The organism is Oceanobacillus sp. MO10714A, from assembly GCF_037072045.1.
Lineage (GTDB): Bacteria > Bacillota > Bacilli > Bacillales > Amphibacillaceae > Oceanobacillus > Oceanobacillus indicireducens.
This window is the reverse complement of sequence record NZ_JAXHDC010000041.1, coordinates 1-23,158: the sequence shown is the minus strand read 5'-3', so window position 1 is coordinate 23,158 and position 23,158 is coordinate 1. Positions and strand designations below refer to the sequence as shown.

The following is a 23,158-nucleotide window of genomic DNA, read 5'->3' as shown; positions in this document are numbered from 1 at the left end:
GGTTTATACCTTTATATAGGAAAGAGATCTGTATTCTTCCGATGACCTTACAACCCGCTGCAAAATAATATTAAAACTGCATTAAAAGCAATTTTTATTAATTTAAATACCTATCTTTTAAGGGGATTCTCTTAAAAGATAGGTATTTTCTGCAGATAAAGATAGGACCACTTCAAACAAACCATCTTACCAGCTTCGACTATGCAGAGACTGCTGCAGAGGGAGAATTCTTAATGAGACACAGCGACCGATGCAGTCTCCAAACGCACTTAGTAAATTTCGAGAGCGTTATTATGATTTGTAGGGTTTATCTCTAGTGTTATATCCCACTTTCATTTATTTAATCCAAAAACAGTAGCTGCCTGGATTTTTTCAAAAACCGTATCAAGATCTAAAATGAGATCATCAATATGCTCAATTCCAACAGAAAAGCGTAAGAGACGGTCATCGACCCCGCGACTTTCCCGCTCATCCAGCGGAATATCGGCATGGGTCTGTGTGGTCGGATATGTAATAAAGCTTTCGACACCACCTAGGCTTTCTGCAAAGGTGATCAGCTGCAGATTTTGTAAAAATGGATTAATTAAAGCTTCATCCTGTAAACGGAACGAAAGCATCCCGCCAACTCCTGGATATAGAACATTCTCGACTGCATCGCGCACATTTAAATATTCCACTATTTTCTTCGCATTCTCCTCATGACGCTTCATGCGCAGTCCAAGTGTCTTCATCCCTCGAACAATTAAAAAAGAATCGGCAGGGGAAAGCACTGCCCCGGAAGAATTATGATTCGTTGCAAGGAGTTCTGAAATATCTTCATCTTTTGCGACGACTAATCCCGCCAATACATCATTATGGCCGCCAATATATTTCGTTGCACTATGAATGACGATATCGGCACCGAGCTCTAGTGGCTGCTGTAAATAAGGTGTTAAAAAAGTGTTATCGACAATGAGTAATAAATCATGTTCTTTAGCGAGTTCGGCATATGTTGGGATATCAATTGTCTCCATGAGCGGGTTCGTTGGAGTCTCAATGAAGATAGCTTTTGTACTTTCCGTAATCAATGCCTCTACAGCAGCGACCGATGCGAAATCGGAATAGCATGCCTTTATATTGTATTTTTCCTCATATTGCTTTAATAAACGATAGGTTCCACCGTACACATCCGCTGAAAACAATAAGGAATCCCCAGATTTAAACAAGGATAATACAAGTTGAATGGCAGCCATTCCGGAACTGCAGGCAAATCCTGCATAGCCATTTTCCAAATCGGCAATGCCCTTTTCCAGGATCTCTCGCGTCGGATTTTTCGTTCTGCTATAATCGTATCCGGTTGATTCACCGAGACCCTGATGTTCATAGGCAGTAGTTAAGTAAATCGGTGTACTTACTGCTCCCGTTTTTTTATCCGATCGATTTCCTAATTGGACTAAACGACTTTCAATCTTTTGTTTTGTCATCTTATCACCCTATTCTTCGTAATAAAAAAGAGACCTTCTATAAGAAGAAGGTCTCGGTATCTACACAAGTACGCTCTTCTTATCTTCAAGACGGCAGGTCGTCAATTGGAATTAGCACCGGGCTCACGTGTTTAAGCTGGTTGCTGAGACTTCATTGGGCCAAATCCCTCCGTCTCTCTTGATAAGAAAAAATTATGAAGTTTTTAATGATTGAATATATAATAGTACAGCTATTCAGAAAATGCAAGAGAAATAAAGAATACATAATGAATATGCAAAATAGTTTGCATCAGGAGGAATCGCTGATATAGTTTCTTATAGGAATCCATTTGATTATGGACGGTTTAGGCTAAGGAGCAATATTTATGAAGGAAAAACTTTATTTTTATTATACAAATGATTTGCATAGTGATTTCAGCCAGTGGCCGCGGACAGCTGGCTATTTAAAGGATATGAAAAAGAATCGTATCGCTCGGGAGGATGCCCATTATTTAGTTGATGTTGGTGACCATATGGACCGTGTTCATCCAATATCGGAGGCTTCGATGGGAAAGGCGAATGTGAAGCTTTTAAACGAGGTCGGTTATGATGTCATCACACTTGGGAACAACGAAGGGATTACACTATCCCATGATGATTTATATCATTTATACGACGGGGCGGAATTTGAAGTTGTCTGTGCGAACTTGAAGCATAAAGAACATAATCCACCTGCATGGCTGCACGATACTCGAATTATCCAGACGGAATCGGGAGTACGGATCGGAATGATCGGGCTTACTGCTCCGTTCAATGCTTTTTACGGGCTACTCGGCTGGTACCTAACTTCCCCCTTTGAAGAGTTGGAAAAACAGCTGGCCTCTTTAAAGAAAGAAGCGGATATTATCATTCTTCTATCCCATTTAGGAATTAGTGAAGATGAAGCGATTGCGCGGAAATTCCCGGATATCGACGTTATTATTGGAGGGCATACTCACCATCTGTTGCGGACCGGTGAATATGTGAACAACAGTCTTCTCACTGCTGCTGGCAAGCATTGTATGTATGTTGGCGAAGTTATCTTAACATATGATCATGATAAAAAGGAGCTCATCCAAAAAGAGGCTTATACAACAGATGTATCAAGCTATCCCGAAGATGAAGATACGAGAGGGCTGCTTACTGAATTGGAAAAAGAAGCTTCTGGAATATTGGGAACAGAAGTTGTTTATCTAGAAGAAGGGTTTCAAGCGGACTGGTTTAGCGATGTGCCGATGATGCAAGATTTGACGGAAACAGTACGGAAATGGACGGATGCTGATGCATCTTTGTTGAATGCTGGACTTCTGCTTGACGGCTTGCCAAAAGGAATGGTCACTTACGGTGATATCCACCGGATTTGTCCGCATCCGATCAACCCAGTTGTCGTGCATTTGAGGGGAGATGAATTGATTGAAGTGATCCGTGCTTCCTTGAAGAAAGATTTCATGGAGATTCAATTGAAAGGATTCGGTTTCCGCGGGAAAGTCATTGGCAGAATGCTTTTTGCTGGGTTATCCATATCTACGACACTACGGGCGAACGGAACGGAAGCAGTGACTGGGGTAACGTTCTGTGATGGTTCAGCTGTGGAAAAGCAGAAAACATATCGCATTGCTACTGCCGATACATTTACTTTCGGTCGCCTTCTCCCTGAAATTGCCAAATCAGAAATGAAACAATATTTCCTACCTGAATTTTTAAGGGATTTATTACTCGATACGTTAAGAAATAAAACACCGCAGCCTTAAGATGCCGATTGTGACAGAGGAGCCTGCTTTTGCATACTTTATTATGTAACTAAAGGAGGCATCCGGAGATGATTACTGTTAATCCAATTGAAATTGAAGGGATGCAGTTCACAGCAGTAAGTGTCGAACTGCCAAAGACGACATTACTCACGGTTTCAAACGAAGTCGGCTATATTATGTGTGCTGCACTGGATGTGGATATTTTCAATGAGATTCCGAAGTTGCGGGAAAGGGAGGTAATTGCAGGGAGAGCGATAGGCGTGCGGACGATTGACCAATTACTCGCTGCTCCACTCGAGAAAATTACGGATGCATCGAAAGAATACGGCTGGAGAGAAGGAATGACGGGAAGGGAGGCTCTTCTTCTTATTTCATAAGTTTAGCACGTCTAACCCCTTGCATCGTTGCATAAGCATGATGTGAGGGGGTTTTTACATGCGGAAGAGACGTATCCCTAGAAAATTTGGCTCACCTCCAGCGCAAATCATATTGATACTTACAGTCATTATCTTTACGATATCGATTCTTGTGAGCATTATGGTTATCGATAAGGGAATTAAGCCAACGTTAATGGAAATTGCAACGGAAAAGACGAATGAATTCGCTACCCGGGCGATTAATCGTGCAGTTAGTTTCACGGAGGACTATAATTTTTCAGATATAGCGAATATTACATATGATAATAATGGAAATGTTGCCGCTTATTCCGTGGATCCAGCAGCTATGAGTGAAATAACTCGGAATGCAACCAATCGGGTAGAGGAATACTTTCACCGTTTAAATCGGGGAGATCCGATCTTCCATGATGATGAAGAGCCTTTCCCGTATGAGGAAGGGGCAACGGATCGTATTAATGATGATCCTACCCTAGTAGAAATCCCTTTAGGGCAAGTTACAGGGAACACCGTTTTAGCCAATCTCGGACCGAAAGTACCGATTAATTTGGAAGTGATTGGCACAGTGCGAACCAATATTACAAGGGAACAGACAGAGTTCGGTATTAACGGGGTATGGATTTCCTTTTATTTGGATGTGGAAGCAGATGTACAAGTCATTATTCCATTCACTTCGGAAGTGACGACAGTAACTGCAGAAATCTATATTGATGGGGGTGCAATACTTGGAGATGTACCTGATTTTTATGGAGGCAATTCCGGTCCATCGATTGCCGTCCCAAGGAATGAAATCGGCCGGGACTTGCAGAATGCGGAATAATCTAGTATAGTAGGTTCAGAATTGAATAGTCGCCTTTTTGATCGGTGAGGTAGAGGTGCGAGTAATATGAGTAGCCAACAGGAGAATGACAACGTTGAATGTTAGTGAAAGGATTGTTTGCCGAAGCGTAATAAGCGTCAACTTATTATTTGCTGGTATGTCTTTGAATAAGGGGCATACTGTCATGCTAATACATTGCATGGAGAACTACTGATCGAAATGGAGGATAACGTATATTGTTAAAGGAACAATGATGGGTTATTTTCTATCATTGTTTTTTTATGTGAATATGTACCTTCCATTCGTTCAACTTGTACTCTATGCTATGAAATTTTTAAAATGGAGGAAAGACGAAATGGTAGGTACTTTTTATTCCCTTATTCCTGCACTTGTAATGCTCGTGCTCGTCATTGTCACGAAACGGATTCTGCTTTCTTTAGGGGCAGGAATTGTTATGGGTGCTTTTTTCATACATGAATTCAACATACTAGATTCCTTGCAGGAAGTATGGCTCGTATTCTATGAAATATTTGTGGTAGATGGTTCCCTTAACGTTGATAATCTATTCTTACTTGCATTCCTGCTCTTATTGGGAATTATGACGGCCTTTCTTCAAGGATCCGGTGGTAGTCGGGCGTTTGGAGAATGGATGTTAAAACATGTAAAGACTCGTACAGGTGCAAAGTTAATGACAGGAGTTCTCGGTGTTATTATTTTTATCGATGATTACTTTGCCAGTTTAGCAGTTGGACAAATTGCCAGGCCGGTAACAGATCGGCACAACATATCCCGTGCGAAATTGGCCTATTTGATTGACTCTACTGCTGCTCCAATGACTGTGCTTTCGCCAATCTCCAGTTGGGGTGCATTTATTATTGGATTGTTAAGCTCCATTTTTGTAGCAAATGGTATCACGGGTATTCAGCCAATGGAAGCTTTCATTAAAATGATTCCAATGAATTTATACGCCTTGTCAGCAATCTTACTTGTGTTCCTTGTTTCTTATTTGAAAATGGATATCGGAAAGATGCGGGTACATGAGAAGCGCGCAATGAAAACAGGTGAATTGATCGATCCAACTAATAGTAAGGTCCCTGGTGACTTAGGTGATACGGTTGAGGCCCATCCAAAAGGAAAAGTCTATCATTTGATTTTACCCATTGTTGTGCTTGTCGTAGCGACTGTATCAATGATGCTAATTACAGGTGCAATCGCAACAGAAGGTAAGGTAACCATCCTTTCTATGTTTGCTAATACTGACGTGAATCTGTCTCTCTTGATTGGGGGAGCAATTGCGGTCTTGCTTGGACTTATTCTACATGTGATGCATGATCCGCCAAAAGCAAACATCGGGAATATTTTTGTCCAAGGAATGAAATCGATGTTGCCTGCGATTTATATACTAATACTCGCATGGATGATAGGATCGATTATTTCATCCCTTGAAACGGGAACATATTTAGCAGAGTTGCTTCATGGAGCAAATGTTAGTTCGATGTACTTACCTGTGTTGTTCTTTATTATTTCCGGTTTAATGGCACTCGCAACCGGTACTTCTTGGGGAACATTTACCATTATGCTTGCTATTGGTGCTGAAGTTGTGATGGTGATTGATCCTGTACTATTACTTCCAACACTTGGAGCTGTACTAGCTGGGTCCGTGTTTGGGGACCATTGTTCACCGATATCTGACACGACCATTCTTTCTGCAACAGGAGCGGGTGCAAATCATATTGATCACGTTTTAACGCAGCTGCCATATGCACTGCTTGCTGCTGGTGTGTCGGCGTTAGGATTCTTGTTGATGGGTGTGTTGGATATGATAGTTCTGCCACTAATCATTACATTAGGATTGATTGTAATTATCGGATTTATCATCCACCGCAATAATACAATGAGAGAAGCCTAATAAAGTGAAACTCATTCAGTGGGGTATTACAGACCGTTAAAAAGCATATCCTTTTTCTATATGAAAAGGGATATGCTTTTTTAATTGAAAATACGTCTAAATAGGAAGGTATCGCAATATCTATAAGAATACATCATGTTTTATAAGAATGGAGGTGGAATACGGATGTAAATGTAAGAATATTATAAAAATGATGTACTAGCACTCATAATCGTAGTGAAAAAGGAGGGTACAAAAATGAAGGCGCGTTCAGAGTGGGGAACAAGGGCTGGTTTTATTTTAGCGGCAGTTGGATCGGCGATTGGTTTGGGGAATATTTGGCGGTTTCCAGCAGTAGCGTATGAAAACGGTGGTGGTGCATTTTTCATCCCGTATTTATTTGCGCTGTTAACAGCTGGGATTCCCATTCTCATTATGGAGTTCACAATGGGGCACCGCTATCGGGGTTCTGCACCGTTAACGTTCAGGAGAATGAATAAGAAAACTGAATTTATCGGTTGGTGGGGCGTGCTTGTTGCATTTATCATTTCGACTTACTACTCTGTCATTATTGCATGGGCAATTTCTTACTCCTATTTCTCATTATCTCTTGCTTGGGGGGATGATACGGGAGGGTTTTTATTCGGTGAGTATTTAAAGCTTGCTGAAAGTCCAGGTCAGATAGGAAGTATGGTTCCAGGTGTACTATTCCCGCTGCTTATTGTTTGGGCGCTTGTCTTGTTCGTGTTGTACCGCGGTGTTAGTAAAGGTATTGAACTAGCCAATCGAATTTTTATTCCAGCACTTGTCGTTGTGTTTCTCATCATTGTAGTACGTGCGGTGACATTGCCTGGAGCGTTAAGTGGATTGGATGCTTTTTTTAGACCTGATTTTAGTCAAATTTTATCCCCTGATGTCTGGATTGCTGCATACGGGCAAATTTTCTTCAGTTTATCCATCGCATTTGCCATAATGATCACTTATTCTAGCTATCTGTCGAGAAAATCAGACATTACAAACAATGCATTTATTGTAGGATTTGGGAACTCTGGATTTGAATTATTAGCCGGGATTGGTGTATTCGGTATTCTTGGATTTATGGCAACACAGGCTGGGGTGTCCATTGATGAAGTTGTTGATGGTGGAGTTGGACTTGCGTTTGTTGCTTTTCCAGCAATTATTAATGAGTTTCCTGCCATGAATGAACTATTTGGACTCCTGTTTTTTATATCTTTGACATTGGCTGGTTTAACCTCACTTTTATCCATTACAGAAACCTATGTTGCAGGAATGGTGGATAAATTCAATGTATCCCGTAAGAAAGCTGTCCTCTTCGGTGGAGGGGTTGCAGCGATTGTTTCCTTGCTCTATGCTTCTCAAGGCGGTTTATTCTTCCTTGATGTTGTTGATTACTTCATTAACCAATTCGGTGTCGCTTTACTTGGATTAGTGGAAGTTGTTCTGATTGCATGGATTTTACGGAAATTGAAAACGTTAAAAGACCATGCAAACCCCATTTCAGACATTCAGCTCGGTTCGTGGTGGACGATTAGTTTAGCAGTTATTACACCAATTGTGATGGGGTATATGATGTTTGGTTTATTCAAGCAAAATCTGCTGAAATTATTTGATAATCCTACCGGGAACTATGAAGGGTATACGGATACGTTTATATTCTTTGGAGGCTGGGTTGTTGCTGCAGCAGCACTGATAATTGGGATACTACTCTCCTTGACGAAATGGAAGGCAAACGTTGAAGTTAACAAAGATGAGAACTATTATGACGACGAGGAGGCAAGATAATGAGTGCTTCAGCAATCATAGTGATGATTATTGGAATTATTATTCTATGGGGAGGATTAGCGGCAAGTATATGGCACGCATTCCGTGATAAAGGAAAAATGAATTAAAACTAAAGAGGTTGGAGAGCAAGCGCTCTTCCAACCTCTTTAGTTTTTCGCCATCTGTTCCCATCTTCTTAAATAAGGATAAGGGTCAAAGGACCATTCTTTATAGCCGTCGTCTTTGTACATGCCGTAATGCAAATGGGGCGGGAATTTACCGGACGTACCTGGTGGGCCATATCCACTTGACCCGACACTGCCAAGAACATCACCCGGCTGTACGACTGTTCCGATTTCAATGGCATCGTTAAAGCCACTCAAATGAGCGTAATAATGATAAATATTATAAATGTCGCGTATCCCTATCCGCCAGCCGCCAAATCGGTTCCAACCCATAATTTCTACAACTCCATATGTTGTGGACTTGATCGGCGTTCCATAGTCTGCGAAAATGTCTGTACCTTCATGAATCCGAAGCCCGCCGTATCCGCGCCTATCTCCCCACGTATTCCGATAACTGTAATTATAATTTATATCCACGGGAAAATCCCGGTCTGTCAAATTGATTTCATTAAATGTTTGGAAAACTTTGGCGGTGTTCATAATTGATTTAACCGTTAAGTCTCGTTCATAAAGCTTCCATAATCCAATTTTAATATCATCCCTTGTAGGACCTTCTTGAAGCAACAACATAGCAAGTGTATAGAGAACATCTTCTTCTTGTTCAGGACTTGCCAAGCCATCGCCGTTTCCATCCAATCCGATACCATTAAATAACTTGATAATATCTGGATTCGAATTTTTCGGATAGTTTCCTATCCCATACCAGCTTTCTTCATCAAATGTAATGGAAATAAGTGGCTCATCTTCAGTAGCCGTTTCCTTATTCCGTTCGTAATTGTCAATGGCAGCGAAATAATACCAAGGTATGTGCGAGATTGCTTCCGTCTTCCGGTATAGGGCCATTCGTTCTGTATGAATTGAAGCTTCCTCCGCCTGAATTACTGACCCACTTAAGCAAAATAGGAAGAAGATAAAGCTATATATCGTGAGCCGTCTGGAGAACAAGCTTATTACCTCCAATCTTGTTCGTCATGATCTGCTTTGATTTCCTCAATAACTCGTTCGATTACTTGGAGATCGTCTTTATTATTCATCTGCTCTCTATGCAGGCTATGGATAACATCCATATGATTAGGTTCATCGGTTGTATATATTTTATAGAAACTTGGAAGGAGTGAACGAGCAGTCTTACCTGCAATCTCTGCGGCTAGATTTGCATCGAGATTATCACGTTTCTCAAAGGCTATGATAACCTCCTTATCTGTAACGAGGGAAGCTGCTTCATTGAAATTGCCGCTTTGGAGGATTGTTCTCGTAATCATATCCGCTAATTGTTCCCGATCAAAGTTGATTTCGTTGTTATCATCTTGTACAGCGAGATCCTCTTTCGTATATCTGACATAGCCCAACTTGGCCCGACGCTCTTCATTCACCGCCTCCCCACGATTATTGGGATTCAGTATTTCCAATTGTTCATTAGTGTTTTCCGTTTGGCCGCAACCACCGAGATAGAGTACGATTCCAAGCAATGCATGGATTAGAATGAATTTCTTCATGGTTTCTCTCCTTAATTCTATTTGTGATTTAGTTTGGTTTAAAGATGGGAAAACATACATGCAAATATTTCACTTCTGATGTGCATATGGTAAACTAATGGAAGGTAAAACAGGGGGTGTAACAAGTGATTGAACTAGGTGGCAAGCATTATGAGTTAGTGAAAAATATAAAAGAGGGTTTTCAGGAAGATGCAATCCGGGATCGGTATGCGGATATATTAGGGAAATATGACTATATTGTCGGTGACTGGGGCTATGAACAGTTACGGATGAAGGGATTTTACCATGATCGGAATGCAAAAGCGCCAATTGATTCCAAGTTCAGCGCTATAGAGGATTATTTATTGGAGCATTGTAATTTTGGATGTGCTTATTTTGTCCTGAAAAAAGTTACAAAATAACAATAAATGGCACGTGAAAAACTCCTTTCTCATACTAAGAAAGGAGTCACTGACGTTTTAATCCAATCTTTTGCACCGTCTATACCCGTGATATTTCTTTTCAATAATGGAACCGAGTCTAAAAATGGCTGCTTCGTTTCCAATAGAACTGATGATTTGAATACTTACAGGCATATCGTTTTCGTCTTTACCGACGGGCAATGTAAGGGATGGGAGACCCCATACATTTGCATAAGCGATATATGGCATATAGTCCAAAAACGTTTTACGAATGGAGAAAATCTCTTTAAATACTTGCCCATGTATTGGAGCAGCAGTATGATAAACAGGAAAAATAAGTAGTCGATTGTTTAAATAATCATTTAACCATTCATCACCACGGAGAATAATATCGTTTATTTCCCGAACTCGTTTTTTCGATGGTTTGAACATTTTCGAACCAAGTATTGCCCAGGATAGATAAGGGTGCATCTTTGTTCTGTTCGTCAATCGTTCTTTTAAATAGGAACGGATGAGAGGTGAACGGTCATTACTGAAAGCCTCCTTCTCGACAGCAGCACTTCCATCGATGGACATAATCTCCTGCCAAAGTTGCGCACTTTCATCAAATAGTGGTGGCGCGCCACGTTTCGTCTGAATTAATTGAATGAGGAAATCCTCTATTCCCCGCATTATATTTTTGGTGCTTTTCGCTAACGGGTAGGTCGTCTGTTCGACTAATATCTCAACTTTGTACTCATTTAGAAAGACTGGTTTCGGATTCGTGCCAGTTAGAATCCTGTTCATCAGTTCCATATCCCTCACAGATTTCCCCATTGGACCGATCCCGAGCATTCTTTGCTGCAATGGATGGGTTGGTTCTGGATAATGACCTTCGACAGTGACTTGGTGCATTCCCGGTTTAAAACCGACGACACCATTGAAATGGGATGGAAAACGGATCGACCCACCGATGTCAGAGGCGATTCCCACTGCAGCTCCACCTGCTGCAAGTAAAGCACCTTCACCGCCACTCGAACCTCCAGCAGTCCGGTTAATATCCCATGGGTTATTCGTCCGTCCATAAAGCTTATTATCGGTTTCCTGGCAATAGGAAAGGGCTGGGGTATTTGTTTTGCCTAAAATAATGGCACCTTCCTTGCGCAGTTTCGTAATCGCTTTCGCATCATCCCGAGAAATTAAATCTTGACGATGTTCAAGGCATCCCGTTGTTTTCATGTTGGTAACATGGAATGCTTCCTTCACACTGATTGGTACTCCAGCAAGCTTTCCGGTTATTCTTCCCCCCATGCTCTTTGTTTCATCAAATTGTTTTGCCTCAGCAATTGCTTTCTCGAAGCGATCTTCTACTAGTGCGTTAATGGGAGGGTTTACTTTTTTGATATGATTGATGTAAGTTGTTACGACCTCTTCACTTGTCCAAGTTCCATTTCTTAACATTTCGGCAAGTGCGGTCGCATCTAAATCCAATATCGCAGTAGATATTTTCATTTCCCCCTCTGTTAAGTATGTATTCCTCCACTTTCAGCAACCAATACCTTTTATCAAACATCAGAAAACCAGCGCCATTACTTTCATTCAGCGTAAGTCCTCAACTCTCTTTCCGGGGTCCGCAGTCCAGACACCTCTCGCTTTCCGCGGGCGGCTGGTGAGCCTCCTCGCGGGCAAGCCCGCTGCGGGGTCTCACCTAGGCCTATCGACGAACAGGAGGTTCTAATGCCGGCATTGGTCACAGGACGTGACCGTACTTAGCCGGCCTCCCGCAGGAGTCTCGAGGTGTCTGGACTGCTCCCAGGGAAGACCGAATTTGGAATACTAATTTCGTTTCAATAGAGCAATATTCGCTAAGATGGAATAATTTCCATTAAGAATAATCTTCCGCACGAGTTCAGTTGCTCGGCGGACGGTGACTCCTACGGGAAAAGCACGAGTCCAGACCTGAGCAGGAAGCGATTTTCTTCCGAGGCAGACTAAATTCGCTCTCGTATGTGGCAACGTCTGACATTAACTTCCTGCGCATCGAGGCTTCGGCTGTGCCTTAGGATGCGCATCCGTCCGCCGGGCAACTGAACGGTAATTAGAACGCCAATAAAATGAATGCGCAAAATACTTTCGCTGAATGAAAGTATTTGGTTGTTAAGGTGTGAAAGTTGAGTGTATTACATTAACTATAGCATTTTCCCTCCAAAATCCCAATTTATATGGTATGATTAAAGGGGAAGATAGATAATGGAGGGGCATAGCATGTATTTTGTCGACCGGAAAAAGATAGAAGAAAACTTAACATATATGGATCATTTACTTAATTTATTAGAAAATGAATCATTTGATTCACCAATCGAAAAACTTGGCAAAGAGCGAATTGTTCATATCTTAATTGAATCTACACTTGATGTTGGGAATATGATGATTGACGGATTTATTATGCGAGATCCGGGAAGTTACGAAGATATTATCGATATCCTTGTCGATGAAAAAGTAATTCCTGCCGAACACGAAGTAGCTTATAAAAATTTTATCTCGCTGAGAAAGAATCTCGTCACGGACTATGTGAATGTGGAAGAAGTGCAGCTGGATGAAACGATTGCTGAGTGTCTTCCGGTGCTTAACGGTTTTAGCTCACATATTCAAGCTTATTTGAAAAATGAACTTGGTGTCGCAAACGCTTTTTTAAAAGAGTAAGCAAAGGTGATGGAGATGAAACAAACGACGAAGGACAGACTCATCGTGATCTTAAAGAGGAATAAGGCAATCACGATGGATGAATTGATGAAGTTTTTCACAATATCGGAACCAGCGGTGCGTAAACATCTTCATGAACTTGAAAACCAGGAGCTTGTTAAGAAGAGCAAGCATAAACAAGAGATTGGCCGTCCTTACTATACGTATGAGTTGACCAATAAAGGACATGGTCAGTTTCCGAACCAATACGAACAATTACCGGTTGAATTATTACAGGATTTGGAAGAACTTCAAGGTCCTGAATCGGTGAAGGCATTGTTATATAAACGGATGGAAAGAGAACAGGGGCAATTGCTTGAGAAGCTAGATGGAAAGAGCTTTGATGAAAAGGCTCATGCCCTTGTTGAGATGCAGAACGATGCTGGCTATATGCTAGAAATTGAGAAAACATCAGATGGGGATTATATATTGACGAACTATAATTGCCCAATTGTTAACATTGCTAAAGAGTATCGTCACGTCTGTTCCAATGAAAAAATAATGTATAATCATGTATTCGATGAAAGTGAAGTAAGGCCAGAAGGATATATCACAACTGGTGCCCATGTATGTAAGTGGGTTATAAAAGCACCAAAAAAAGATGATTGATCGCGCAATCATCTTTTTTACTGCAAAGAAACTAAAAATACGGTGGTTCTAGTGATAGCCACATCCGCTCCGCACGTACTTAGCTTGTAACGGCGCTTGCGCCTTTGATTTTTCTAGTCAATTAAATTTTCGGGGTCGACGGTGGAGTGGGCGAGTCTGCTAGATGCCGCTGCCGCGATTGCACCGACAATGTCATCAAGGAATGTGTTGACGCTGCCAGTTGAATGGTCATTCAGCTTTTTTAAAATACCTGGTTTCTGTTTGTCGATATAGCCGTAGTTTGTAAGCCCGATTGATCCATAAACGTTTACAATCGAAAGGGCAATAATTTCATCAATGCCGTATAAGCTTTCGTCTGTAACGATCGTTTCAAGTAAAGGCTCGTCCAAAAGTTTTTTCTCCGCCAGAACGTCTAATTGAATACCAGTAATGACAGCATTTTGCACTTCTCGTTTGGAGAGGACACGGTTGACATTGAAGCGGCATTCATCCATCGTTAACTTGTTATGATAGCTTGACTGCAAATAATAAACGAGTTCCGCAATATCCTCGATTTTTACCCCACGTTTCTCAAGAAGCTCTCTGGCTTTCTTTTCTAAATCGCTTAACTTTACATGTTTATTCATTTTATCACCTTTTTCAAATAGTGGTTAAGTTAAGTTCTTCTTATTCATATAGTTTAAGTATACCCATATCATCATGAGGAGGATCTTAACTTGTCTTTGCGTGAGTTGTTAACTAATTATTATCAAATACATCCGGAAGAAAAATTGGTGATTGATGGAAGAACTGGCTATCTTGCGGACGGTTTCGTTTATTTTAACATGGAATCCCGGAATCTTGAAATGATTCAGATGGAACAAGCGGTACTTGCTTACTACTTAATGGAAAATGGTTTCCGACATATTGCGCTACCTGTTAAAAATATGAAAGAAGAATGGTTTACAGAATATCAAACGTCTACGTACTTAATTTATCAAGTGAGTGATCGGAATACGGTAAAAGAAAGCTTAGGCAGAAATTTAGCGTTATTTCATGAAACGGGTTCCGCGTATTATTATGAGCCCCAGTCCATTTCAAGTTATGGGGAATGGAAGCGCCTATGGACGGATAAGCTGAACTTATTTGAAGAACGGATAGCTCAGCTCACAACAGAGGAAACGGTAACTCCAATTATTTTTGATGTTCTACCCTATATTATAGGTATGAGTGAAAATGCTATTCAATACCTGCGGGAAACAGAAGAAAATGAAGCACGTTATACGGAAGCCGATCAAGGGACAATAGCCTTTCTCCGGTTCAATAATCAAGTGGAGCGTGAAGTAATCTGGCCCGATGAGCTAGGCTTCGATCATCCTGCCAGGGATATAGCTGAGTATATCCGCAATTGTCTTTTAAGTGGACAGTCGGACAATGTATTGCATGAATTCTTTAGAGATTACCAGGCAATAAGGCCGCTATCCGTATTTAGCTGGCGACTAATTTATGCACGCTTACTTTTTCCCATTCATTTTTTTGATGCGGTGGAACCATTGATCAATGGGGAAAACAGTAAAACAGGAGAGGCTGCACTTTATAAAATGATTAAATTGCAGGAAGTATATGAGGAGCGCTTACGTAATTTTTACGAGAAAATGGAAATCGATAAGGAAGCATTTGAGCTTGTTGAGGTGGATTGGCTTTCATGAGGGTAATTATGATTTGGCATAAAAAGAAAAAAGGCAGCTGTAGTTCGCTGCCTCATTAGAATACTTGTTCAATTTCCTTAACGCCCGGAACTTCTGCCATTAAAGCACGCTCAATTCCGGCTTTTAATGTAATCGTGGAACTAGGGCAGTTACCACAAGCACCCATCAAACGGAGTAGGACAATACCGTCCTCATCCACATCTATTAATTCAACATCTCCACCATCACGGAGCAAAAATGGACGTAATTTGTTTAAAACTTCTTGTACTTGCTCATGCATGAATCACATCCCCCTTTCGTCATACTAGTAAAAAAATGGATTTGCTAATGAATCTATTGGTAATACTTAAAACTTCTATCGGTTAATTATATTGTACCTTTGCTTCTCTATTTTGTAAAATGAAAGAAACTCCCTTTTTATAAATCAAGGAGAGGTAGGAGGCGTGCCAATGAGTGAAAAAGTTAAAGTTACCATCTACGGGGCGGAACAGCTCTGTGCCAGTTGTGTAGGAGCACCAGGTTCAAAAGATACGTATGAATGGCTGCAAGCTGCAATCGGACGGAAATATGGAACAGATGCCATTTCTTATGAGTATGTCGATATAGATGAGACACAAACAGAAGAGAAGCACCAGGACTTTGTTCGTCGAATCGTTGAGGAAGATTTATTTTGGCCAATTGTATTTGTCGATGAGGACTTGGTCGCGGAGGGGATTCCCCGCTTGAAAACAATTTATCAATCATTGGAAGCAAAGGGACTCGTGCCGGTTGAGGAGATATAAACAGAACGATTGCTTAAATTATTTATCATTTGTATAATTAAAGGAAAATGAGACCGAAGGAGGTAATGCATATGTCAATTATTATAACGGATAAGGCGAGCGTTCAAATCAAAGAGATGATGCAGGATGAAGAGGAAGGGGTACGCCTTCGTTTTGGTGTGCAAGGTGGAGGCTGTAGCGGCCTTTCATACTCCTTAGGATTTGATGAAGAAATCAACGAAGAGTTAGATGTCGTGGAAGAAATAAATGGTATTCCTGTCGTCCTATTCAGCCAGGACATCCCTATTATTGAAGGGACGAAGATTGACTTTAAAGAAAACTTGATGGGTGGGGGATTCAGTATCGATAATCCCAATGCTGTACTGTCCTGTGGTTGCGGCTCATCTTTCCGTCCGAAAGAGTATGATGGACCAGTTGAAAAGTGTTAAAGGACACGAGTAGACTTTGTGTAGCGAAAGTTCCATTCTTCAACCATTTAACGCATGAAGAAATGGTTAAAATTGCTGAAAGAAGTACCCATAAGAACTATCGTAAAGGGGAAATTATTATCCATGATGGCGACCCATTGGATTACTTATACATCGTCCACCAGGGAAGAGTGAAGATTTACCAAGTTTTTGAATCTGGTAAAGAGCAATTATTACGGATCTTGGAACCTGGTGAGTTCATGGGGGAAATGGCGATTTTCACAAAGAAAGAAATGGACAGCTATGCAGAAGCGATCGAAAAGTCGGAGATCTGTGCAATCCATCGGGACGAGATGCAGTTATTAATGAAGGAACACCCATCGATTGCACTGAAAATCTTAGAGCAATTTAGTAAGCGTTTGGACCAAACAGAGAAGCTTGTTGGAGAATTGAGTTCGAAAGATGTGGAAATGCGGATTGCTACGTATTTAGTAGAACTCGTGGAAAAAGATAAGCAGCTGGACATTGTGCTCCCAATGAGTAAAAAAGATCTTGCGTCCTATTTAGGAACAACGCAAGAAACAGTAAGCAGGCGGCTGTCTACATTTCAGACAAACAATTGGATTGTGCAAGATGGTCATCGTAAAATAAAAATAATGGACCTAGAAGCACTGAAACAAGTTGCAGTACTAGAATAGAAAAAGGAGCCTACTTCATATAGGAATAGGCTCCGATTTTTATTTAGAAAATAGCCATGTCGGTGGAGTGTCTTGGTTGAACGCGTGCCTTTGGATCCATATAGCGCATGGCGTTGTTGACTGCCGTAGGTCCCTCACCAAAGCCGGTCACAATCAATTTAACTTTACCATCGTAGGTTGTCACATCTCCAGCAGCATAAATGCCTGGAATATTTGTTTCCATTTTTGTGTTGACGACAATGCTATTCTTCTCGATTTCCAGTCCCCAGTCTTTAATTGGACCGAGGGAAGAAATGAACCCGTAATTACAAATGAGCTCATCCACATCAAGGGTGATTTTACTTTCTCCACGCACTTCCTGGAGTGTTAGTGAATTGATCCGGTCAGTCGCTGTTATTTCTTGTGCTGCATATGGAGTAATGACTTCAACCGCTGAATTTTTTAGCTGTTCTACACTCGCTTCGTGGGCGCGGAATTGATCTCTGCGGTGGACGAGCGTTACGCTTTTTGCGGATTTCTCGAGCATCAGGCTCCAATCGAGAGCGGAGTCTCCACCACCAAGGATGACGACATTTTTATCCTTGAAATGGTTCATATCGGTAACATGATAATGCAAGTTAATTCCTTCGAAGTCCTCACTATTATCAATATTTAAACGTCTCGGAGTAAATGCACCGTTTCCAGCTGTAATAATAATTGTTTTCGTATAGTGAACGTCACCGCCCTTACTGACGAGCTTGAAGCTATCATCTGCCAATCGTTCGACTGTTTCAATTTGCTGGTCAAGAATGATTGCTGGATCAAAGAACTTCGCTTGCTCTTCTAAATTATCGATGAGATCAACTGCCTTAATCTTTGGGAAACCAGCGACATCATATATATATTTCTCCGGATAAAGGGCTGCAAGCTGTCCACCGATTTGTGGTAAACTTTCAATAATCTTTACTTTCGCTTGACGCATTCCACCATAAAAAGCAGTAAACAAACCTGCTGGTCCGGCACCTATTATTGTTATATCATAAAGTTCTTCAGACAACAGAATTCCCTCTCTCTGTAGTATAATTATCAACAATCTAATCCTACCATAAAACGAAACCGAATCGTTACTATCTAGCTCATGAACAAAAGGAAAAATGGTTTATTTCGCGGATGAATAATTCTATTGTAACAAACGTGTAACATTTATATTTTATTTTCATTACAATTGTGTTATAATCTTATGATGTAATTCGTATATACGAAAGAATAGCCAATCTGTTAACAAGTTCTATACAGAAATTTTAAGTAAATCTAAGGCTGATGGAGTGTTTTAAAAAGATGTATAAACCACATATCGTAATTTTAGGAGCGGGATATAGTGGTCTTATGACCGCTACTAAATTACAGAAATTATTACGCCGGAATGAAGCGGATATTACGCTCGTGAATAAACATGATTACCATTATCAAACGACTTGGCTTCATGAAACGGCGGTAGGATCATTAAAGCCGGAGCGAACAATGATTCCAATTCGTGACATCATCAATCAAGATAAGATAAACTTTGTAATCGATGAAGTAACAATGATTGATGAGAAAAATAAGAAGGTGAAGCTTCTAAACCAGGAGCTTTCTTATGATATCCTCGTCGTTGGGCTAGGATTTGAAGCTGAAGCTATCACAAATCCGAATTTAAATGAAAATATTTTTCCGATTGGAAATTTAAATAATGCAAGAGTCTTGAGAGAACATTTGGAATATAACTTTGCCAAGTATGCGAACGAAGAAGAGAAGAATGCTGCACGGATTAATATTGTTATTGCAGGTGGAGGATTTACCGGAATTGAATATGCCGGTGAACTCGCTGACCGGATTCCAGAGCTCGGCAGTGAGTATGATGTGGAACGAACGCAGGTCCGCATCATTATAGTAGAATGTGAATCTACTATTCTACCAGGATGCAAGCAAGAATTTGTGAATTATGCAATGAACTCTCTTGAATCTCGTGGTGTTGAATTTATAATGGACGCTAAAATTGTCGAATCGAAACAAGATCGTGTTGTCTATGAAAAGGAAGGAAAGCGTGTCGAAATCCCAGCAAAGACAATCGTCTGGACTGCTGGTGTCCGTGGTAATTCATTGCTTGAAAAATCAAGTATCCCGACTGTTAATGGAAAAGTAGAGGTCAAAAGCGATTTACGCGTTCCGGGTTATGACGATGTCTATATCCTAGGTGACTGTGCACTGATTACGAATCCAGAAACAGGAAGGCCATACCCAGCGAATGCGGAAACGGCAATTGCTTCTGCTGGAATTGCAGCTCGGAATATTAAAGCGCAGATTAATAAAAAAGCATTATTACACTTTCGATCCAGAAAGAAGGCGATCATTGCTTCACTCGGCTCATCCGACGGTGTTGCCATATCATTAAACGGTCGGCAGCATTTCGGGTGGAGAGCGACAATTATGAAGAAACTTTCTTTAAATCGATATTTGCTCCAATTAGGAGGAATCCATCTATTAATGAAGAGAGGCAGATTTAATTTCTTCCATATGTAAAGCAAAGGCTATATGTCTTTGCTTTTCTTTCTATTTATTATAAAATAAGCGTGGGTGTTATCTAACGAAGCGAAGGGAGTTACATCATTGATACAGCTAGTAGTTTCCATTATGTTATATTTCGTCATTTTCTTTGGTATCGCTTTTATTTTAAATATGCTTTTAAGAAGAACTTGGCTTATGTCCATTCTATATCCAATTGTTGCCATAATGATTATAGATGGCATTTCTACTTTTGATTATTTTACGAACACTGCGGAATCTTTTAAACTATTAGGAGATACACTTGCTGCTTTAAAAATTGCTGACTATGTTATTATGGGAGCCGGTTTTCTCGGTACAATAGTTTCCGGATTTGTAATTCGTATTTTAAGAAGAAGTGGATACCAAATGTTTTAATGATTATAACTGGATAAAAACCACAGTCCATGCGCACTGTGGTTTTTAGGATATTGTATAATGCAGTGCCTCATCCTAATTAGGGGCTGCAAAATGGGAAATGTGGAATGAATGGGAAATTCGCATCATGAGTTAGAAGATGTAAACAAAGAGCTACTGCATTTCTCTGAAAAAGAAATTTAGCTTTTTTAATATATCTTTTATTAGCCTTAGTTTGTATAATTTTTGTTATAATAAGATTAAGCTTTTAAAAAATATACCCTTGAATGAAAGTGCTTTCACTCATTAAGAGGTAAATACTTCATAGGGAAAGACAGACAAAGGAGAATGAACAATGGTTAACTTAACTAGAGACTTTTTCATTGCTTTATCGAACAATCAATTTCTGAATGACAATGCCAAAAGGTGGGGATTCCGACTAGGTGCAGAGAAATTTGTAGCTGGTACAGATTTGCCTCAGGCCGCTGAAAAGGTCAAGGAATTGAATGAGCGCGGTATTGCCGTGACGCTCGACAATCTAGGGGAGTTTGTTAATGATAGGACTGAAGCCGAAGCGGCAAAAAATCAAATCCTCGAAGTAATTGAATATATTCATGAGGAGAGACTGAACGGTCATTTATCCGTAAAATTAACCCAGGTCGGCCTTGATATTGATAAAGAATTTTGCATGGACAACATGCGGGAGATTCTTACTAAAGCAAGTGAATATGATATTTTTGTAAATATTGATATGGAGAAATATATTCATTACCAGCCGACATTAGATATTGTAAAGGAACTTCATAAAGACTATGAAAATGTCGGAACGGTCATGCAGACTTATTTATACCGCACAATGGATGATTTAAAGGATCTTGAAGATGTGCGGCTAAGGATTGTAAAGGGAGCTTATAAAGAGTCTGAAGAAGTAGCCTTCCAAGAAAAAGAAGATATTGATGCGAATTTCATGGAAGCGGTAAAAATAAGATTACAAGGGAATGCGTTTACATCGATCGCGACGCATGATCATAATTTGATAGAAAACATCAAAAAATATGTGGAAGAGCATCAGATTGATAAGAGAAAATTTGAATTTCAAATGCTTTACGGCTTCCGTGTAGAGATGCAATATGCATTGGCCGAAGAAGGTTATAATTTCTGTACGTATATTCCGTTTGGTGATGATTGGTATGGTTATTTCATGCGCCGGCTAGCGGAGCGCCCGCAAAATATAAATCTCGTACTTAAAGATACCTTTTATACAGAAGATAACAGACTGAAGACAGGGGCGGTCGTTGCTGGGGCAGCTGGGATCGCAACACTTGGATTTATTGCCGGCAGAAAGAGTCGCAAAAACAAATAGAAATAACAATTTTTGTCTTTTTTTAGATAACTGGCTATAAAATGGGAGGAATACATTATAGTTTCATAAAAGGGGAGAGATGAATGCCTGATTATACGTATCAGCTATTAGCCATCATTATATACTTTATCGGGATGATTATGATTGGATTGATGGGTTTCCGAAAGACGAAAAACTTAGATGATTACATGCTTGGCGGCCGCCAGCTCGGTCCGTTAGCGTCAGCTCTTAGTGCTGGTGCTTCCGATATGTCCCAGTGGCTCTTGATGGGACTTCCTGGGGCACTTTATGTAGCCGGTCTTGTGGAAATCTGGATGCCAATTGGTTTAGCTGCAGGTACCTGGTTAAACTGGAAGATTGTCGCACCAAGACTACGGACTTACACGCAAGTGGCGAATAATTCGATAACCATTCCGAGTTTTCTGGACAACCGTTTCAAACGAAATGCGAAAGTTTTACGGGTTGTTTCTGGAATCGTGATTCTGCTCTATTTTACTTTTTATGTTTCTTCTGGGATGGTTGCCGGAGGAGTGTTTTTCCAGAGTGCATTCGGCTATGACTATACGACCGGATTATTGATTGTTGGCGGGGTCACCATTCTCTACACATTCATTGGCGGATTTCTAGCGGTAAGTTACACAGATGTTGTACAAGGAACGATGATGTTCTTAGCACTGCTTCTTGTTCCAATCTTTGGTATCTTTGCAACGGGCGGCTTAAGAGAAACAGCATCGAGTGCGATGGCGTTCAACCCGGATGTCTTTAATATGTTTTCTACAGCTACCTTTGCCGGCGTCGTGTCCCTGCTGGCTTGGGGTCTCGGTTATTTCGGACAGCCCCATATTATTATTAGGTTTATGGCAATTAAATCTGCGCAAGAAACAAGAACAGCGCGTCGAATAGGTTTTGGCTGGGTTGTTCTATCACTTGGCGGGGCAATAGCTACAGGTATCGTCGGTGCTGCATACTTCCAGCAGAATGTAGATGTTACATTATCAAATTCGGAAGCCGTTTTTCTTATTTTAGGTCAAATCCTCTTCCATCCGTTTATTGCTGGAATGATGCTTGCTGCGGTGCTTGCAGCGATTATGAGTACCGTATCCTCGCAATTACTTGTATCTTCATCTGCACTAGTAGAGGATATATATAAGGTTGTATTCAAGAAGGAAGCAAGCCAAAAGTTCTATGTTAATTTAGGAAGAATTGCAGTGCTGTTCATAGCGCTTATCGCAATCTACTTTGCATGGGAACAAAACGATACGATTCTAAGCTTGGTTGCCTTCGCATGGGCAGGGTTTGGATCATCCTTTGGACCGGTTATTCTTTTATCCTTGTATTGGAAGAAGTTCACTAGTGCTGGTGCGCTTTGGGCAATGGTCGTCGGGGCAATCACGGTCTTTGTCTGGGGTAATTCAAAAGTTTTATCCGGCTTTCTATATGAAATCGTTCCAGGATTCACCCTTGCTATGATTGTTGCGATAGTAGTAAGTCGAATAACATATAAGCATAATCCTGAAATTGAGGCGGAATTTGACGAAGCAGTGGCACTAGCTAAGCAATCAAATGATTAACAATCTAACTTTTACAGCCTAAAACAGCTAGGTAGGTTTGGAGTTCGATAAAATCGCGGATTCGTTCATTCAGCGTAAGCGCAACCTTCTCCTGGAGGTCCGCAGTCCAGACACCTCTCGCTTTCCGCAGGCGGCTGGTGAGCCTCCTCGGGCTACCGCCCTGCGGGGTCTCACCTATGCCTTTCCTCCTGCAGGAGTCTCGAG

Annotated in this window: 24 protein-coding genes and 2 riboswitches; of the genes, 17 read left to right on the top strand and 7 right to left on the bottom strand. The window is 40.8% G+C overall.

The features are described 5' to 3' along the window. Positions 1-332 precede the first annotated feature (332 nt). On the bottom strand, positions 333-1,463 hold the full coding sequence (locus SPD53_RS15795; RefSeq protein WP_336253135.1) for a methionine biosynthesis PLP-dependent protein: 1,131 nt from the start codon (positions 1,461-1,463) through the stop codon (positions 333-335). Between the two features lie 76 nt (positions 1,464-1,539). Continuing rightward, a riboswitch (SAM riboswitch) is annotated at positions 1,540-1,651 on the bottom strand. A gap of 177 nt (positions 1,652-1,828) precedes the next feature. Here SPD53_RS15795 and SPD53_RS15790 point away from each other — a divergent pair. From SPD53_RS15790 to SPD53_RS15765, 6 genes are all read left to right on the top strand, one after another. Further along, entirely contained in the window at positions 1,829-3,232 is a 1,404-nt protein-coding gene (locus tag SPD53_RS15790) for a bifunctional metallophosphatase/5'-nucleotidase (protein WP_336253134.1), read from the top strand. A 68-nt stretch (positions 3,233-3,300) separates the two neighbouring features. Then, positions 3,301-3,609 carry a YunC family protein gene (locus SPD53_RS15785; RefSeq protein WP_156856698.1) on the top strand — a complete coding sequence of 103 codons (309 nt, stop codon included), beginning with the start codon at positions 3,301-3,303 and terminating at the stop codon, positions 3,607-3,609. Positions 3,610-3,667: 58 nt separating this feature from the next. After that, positions 3,668-4,447 (top strand): sporulation protein YunB, encoded by a 780-nt coding sequence (yunB, locus tag SPD53_RS15780; protein ID WP_336253133.1) that lies wholly within the window; start codon positions 3,668-3,670, stop codon positions 4,445-4,447. 42 nt (positions 4,448-4,489) lie between these two features. Continuing rightward, positions 4,490-4,665: riboswitch (Lysine riboswitch) on the top strand. Between the two features lie 137 nt (positions 4,666-4,802). Continuing rightward, entirely contained in the window at positions 4,803-6,356 is a 1,554-nt protein-coding gene (locus SPD53_RS15775; RefSeq protein ID WP_336253132.1) for a Na+/H+ antiporter NhaC family protein, read from the top strand. Between the two features lie 237 nt (positions 6,357-6,593). After that, positions 6,594-8,138: a sodium-dependent transporter gene (locus SPD53_RS15770; protein ID WP_336253131.1), complete on the top strand. Its 1,545-nt coding sequence runs from the start codon at positions 6,594-6,596 to the stop codon at positions 8,136-8,138. Then, positions 8,138-8,245, top strand: a complete 108-nt coding sequence (locus SPD53_RS15765) for a methionine/alanine import family NSS transporter small subunit (RefSeq protein ID WP_336253130.1) — start codon at positions 8,138-8,140, stop codon at positions 8,243-8,245. The genes SPD53_RS15770 and SPD53_RS15765 overlap by 1 nt, the downstream gene beginning before the upstream one ends. Before the next feature lie 39 nt (positions 8,246-8,284). Here SPD53_RS15765 and SPD53_RS15760 read toward each other — a convergent pair whose 3' ends face one another. Together SPD53_RS15760 and SPD53_RS15755 are read right to left on the bottom strand one after the other, a co-directional pair. Beyond that, a complete protein-coding gene (locus SPD53_RS15760; protein ID WP_442946204.1) occupies positions 8,285-9,247 on the bottom strand; it encodes a M23 family metallopeptidase in 963 nt (320 codons plus the stop codon). 5 nt (positions 9,248-9,252) lie between these two features. Next, positions 9,253-9,798 (bottom strand): YhcN/YlaJ family sporulation lipoprotein, encoded by a 546-nt coding sequence (locus SPD53_RS15755; RefSeq protein ID WP_336253129.1) that lies wholly within the window; start codon positions 9,796-9,798, stop codon positions 9,253-9,255. 125 nt (positions 9,799-9,923) lie between these two features. On the opposite strand from SPD53_RS15755, the gene SPD53_RS15750 reads away from it, so the two are divergent. Continuing rightward, positions 9,924-10,199 (top strand): YutD family protein, encoded by a 276-nt coding sequence (locus tag SPD53_RS15750; RefSeq protein WP_336253128.1) that lies wholly within the window; start codon positions 9,924-9,926, stop codon positions 10,197-10,199. Positions 10,200-10,256: 57 nt separating this feature from the next. Here the strand turns inward: SPD53_RS15750 and SPD53_RS15745 are convergent, their stop codons facing one another. Beyond that, complete coding sequence (locus tag SPD53_RS15745) at positions 10,257-11,690, bottom strand: amidase (protein WP_336253127.1); 1,434 nt, start codon at positions 11,688-11,690, stop codon at positions 10,257-10,259. A 753-nt stretch (positions 11,691-12,443) separates the two neighbouring features. On the opposite strand from SPD53_RS15745, the gene SPD53_RS15740 reads away from it, so the two are divergent. Both SPD53_RS15740 and SPD53_RS15735 read left to right on the top strand, forming a co-directional pair. Beyond that, a complete protein-coding gene (locus SPD53_RS15740) occupies positions 12,444-12,881 on the top strand; it encodes a DUF86 domain-containing protein (RefSeq protein WP_336253126.1) in 438 nt (145 codons plus the stop codon). 9 nt (positions 12,882-12,890) lie between these two features. Further along, positions 12,891-13,529 (top strand): helix-turn-helix transcriptional regulator, encoded by a 639-nt coding sequence (locus SPD53_RS15735; RefSeq protein WP_336253138.1) that lies wholly within the window; start codon positions 12,891-12,893, stop codon positions 13,527-13,529. A 113-nt stretch (positions 13,530-13,642) separates the two neighbouring features. Here the strand turns inward: SPD53_RS15735 and SPD53_RS15730 are convergent, their stop codons facing one another. Further along, on the bottom strand, positions 13,643-14,155 hold the full coding sequence (locus tag SPD53_RS15730) for a phosphatidylglycerophosphatase A family protein (protein ID WP_336253125.1): 513 nt from the start codon (positions 14,153-14,155) through the stop codon (positions 13,643-13,645). Positions 14,156-14,245: 90 nt separating this feature from the next. On the opposite strand from SPD53_RS15730, the gene SPD53_RS15725 reads away from it, so the two are divergent. After that, entirely contained in the window at positions 14,246-15,217 is a 972-nt protein-coding gene (locus SPD53_RS15725) for a hypothetical protein (RefSeq protein ID WP_336253124.1), read from the top strand. Between the two features lie 55 nt (positions 15,218-15,272). Here the strand turns inward: SPD53_RS15725 and SPD53_RS15720 are convergent, their stop codons facing one another. Then, the gene (locus SPD53_RS15720; protein ID WP_156856711.1) at positions 15,273-15,497 is read right to left on the bottom strand and encodes a NifU family protein; all 225 of its coding nucleotides are present in this window, start codon (positions 15,495-15,497) and stop codon (positions 15,273-15,275) included. Positions 15,498-15,666: 169 nt separating this feature from the next. Here SPD53_RS15720 and SPD53_RS15715 point away from each other — a divergent pair, with 169 nt between their 5' ends. From SPD53_RS15715 to SPD53_RS15705, 3 genes are all read left to right on the top strand, one after another. Next, the gene (locus SPD53_RS15715; protein WP_156856712.1) at positions 15,667-15,999 is read left to right on the top strand and encodes a YuzD family protein; all 333 of its coding nucleotides are present in this window, start codon (positions 15,667-15,669) and stop codon (positions 15,997-15,999) included. Positions 16,000-16,070: 71 nt separating this feature from the next. Continuing rightward, complete coding sequence (locus SPD53_RS15710; protein ID WP_336253123.1) at positions 16,071-16,427, top strand: HesB/IscA family protein; 357 nt, start codon at positions 16,071-16,073, stop codon at positions 16,425-16,427. A 62-nt stretch (positions 16,428-16,489) separates the two neighbouring features. Then, on the top strand, positions 16,490-17,104 hold the full coding sequence (locus SPD53_RS15705) for a Crp/Fnr family transcriptional regulator (protein WP_336253122.1): 615 nt from the start codon (positions 16,490-16,492) through the stop codon (positions 17,102-17,104). A 43-nt stretch (positions 17,105-17,147) separates the two neighbouring features. On the opposite strand, the gene SPD53_RS15700 is transcribed toward SPD53_RS15705, so the two are convergent. Next, positions 17,148-18,140, bottom strand: a complete 993-nt coding sequence (locus SPD53_RS15700) for an NAD(P)/FAD-dependent oxidoreductase (protein WP_336253121.1) — start codon at positions 18,138-18,140, stop codon at positions 17,148-17,150. 281 nt (positions 18,141-18,421) lie between these two features. Between SPD53_RS15700 and SPD53_RS15695 the strand changes: the two genes are divergently transcribed. The 4 genes from SPD53_RS15695 to putP all read left to right on the top strand — a co-directional run bounded on the left by SPD53_RS15695 (position 18,422) and on the right by putP (position 22,954). After that, positions 18,422-19,642, top strand: a complete 1,221-nt coding sequence (locus SPD53_RS15695) for an NAD(P)/FAD-dependent oxidoreductase (protein ID WP_336253120.1) — start codon at positions 18,422-18,424, stop codon at positions 19,640-19,642. Between the two features lie 87 nt (positions 19,643-19,729). Then, a complete protein-coding gene (locus tag SPD53_RS15690) occupies positions 19,730-20,041 on the top strand; it encodes a YuiB family protein (protein WP_336253119.1) in 312 nt (103 codons plus the stop codon). A gap of 334 nt (positions 20,042-20,375) precedes the next feature. Then, the gene (locus SPD53_RS15685; protein ID WP_156856717.1) at positions 20,376-21,383 is read left to right on the top strand and encodes a proline dehydrogenase family protein; all 1,008 of its coding nucleotides are present in this window, start codon (positions 20,376-20,378) and stop codon (positions 21,381-21,383) included. An 83-nt stretch (positions 21,384-21,466) separates the two neighbouring features. Further along, the gene (gene putP / locus SPD53_RS15680) at positions 21,467-22,954 is read left to right on the top strand and encodes a sodium/proline symporter PutP (protein WP_336253118.1); all 1,488 of its coding nucleotides are present in this window, start codon (positions 21,467-21,469) and stop codon (positions 22,952-22,954) included. Positions 22,955-23,158: the final 204 nt, after the last annotated feature.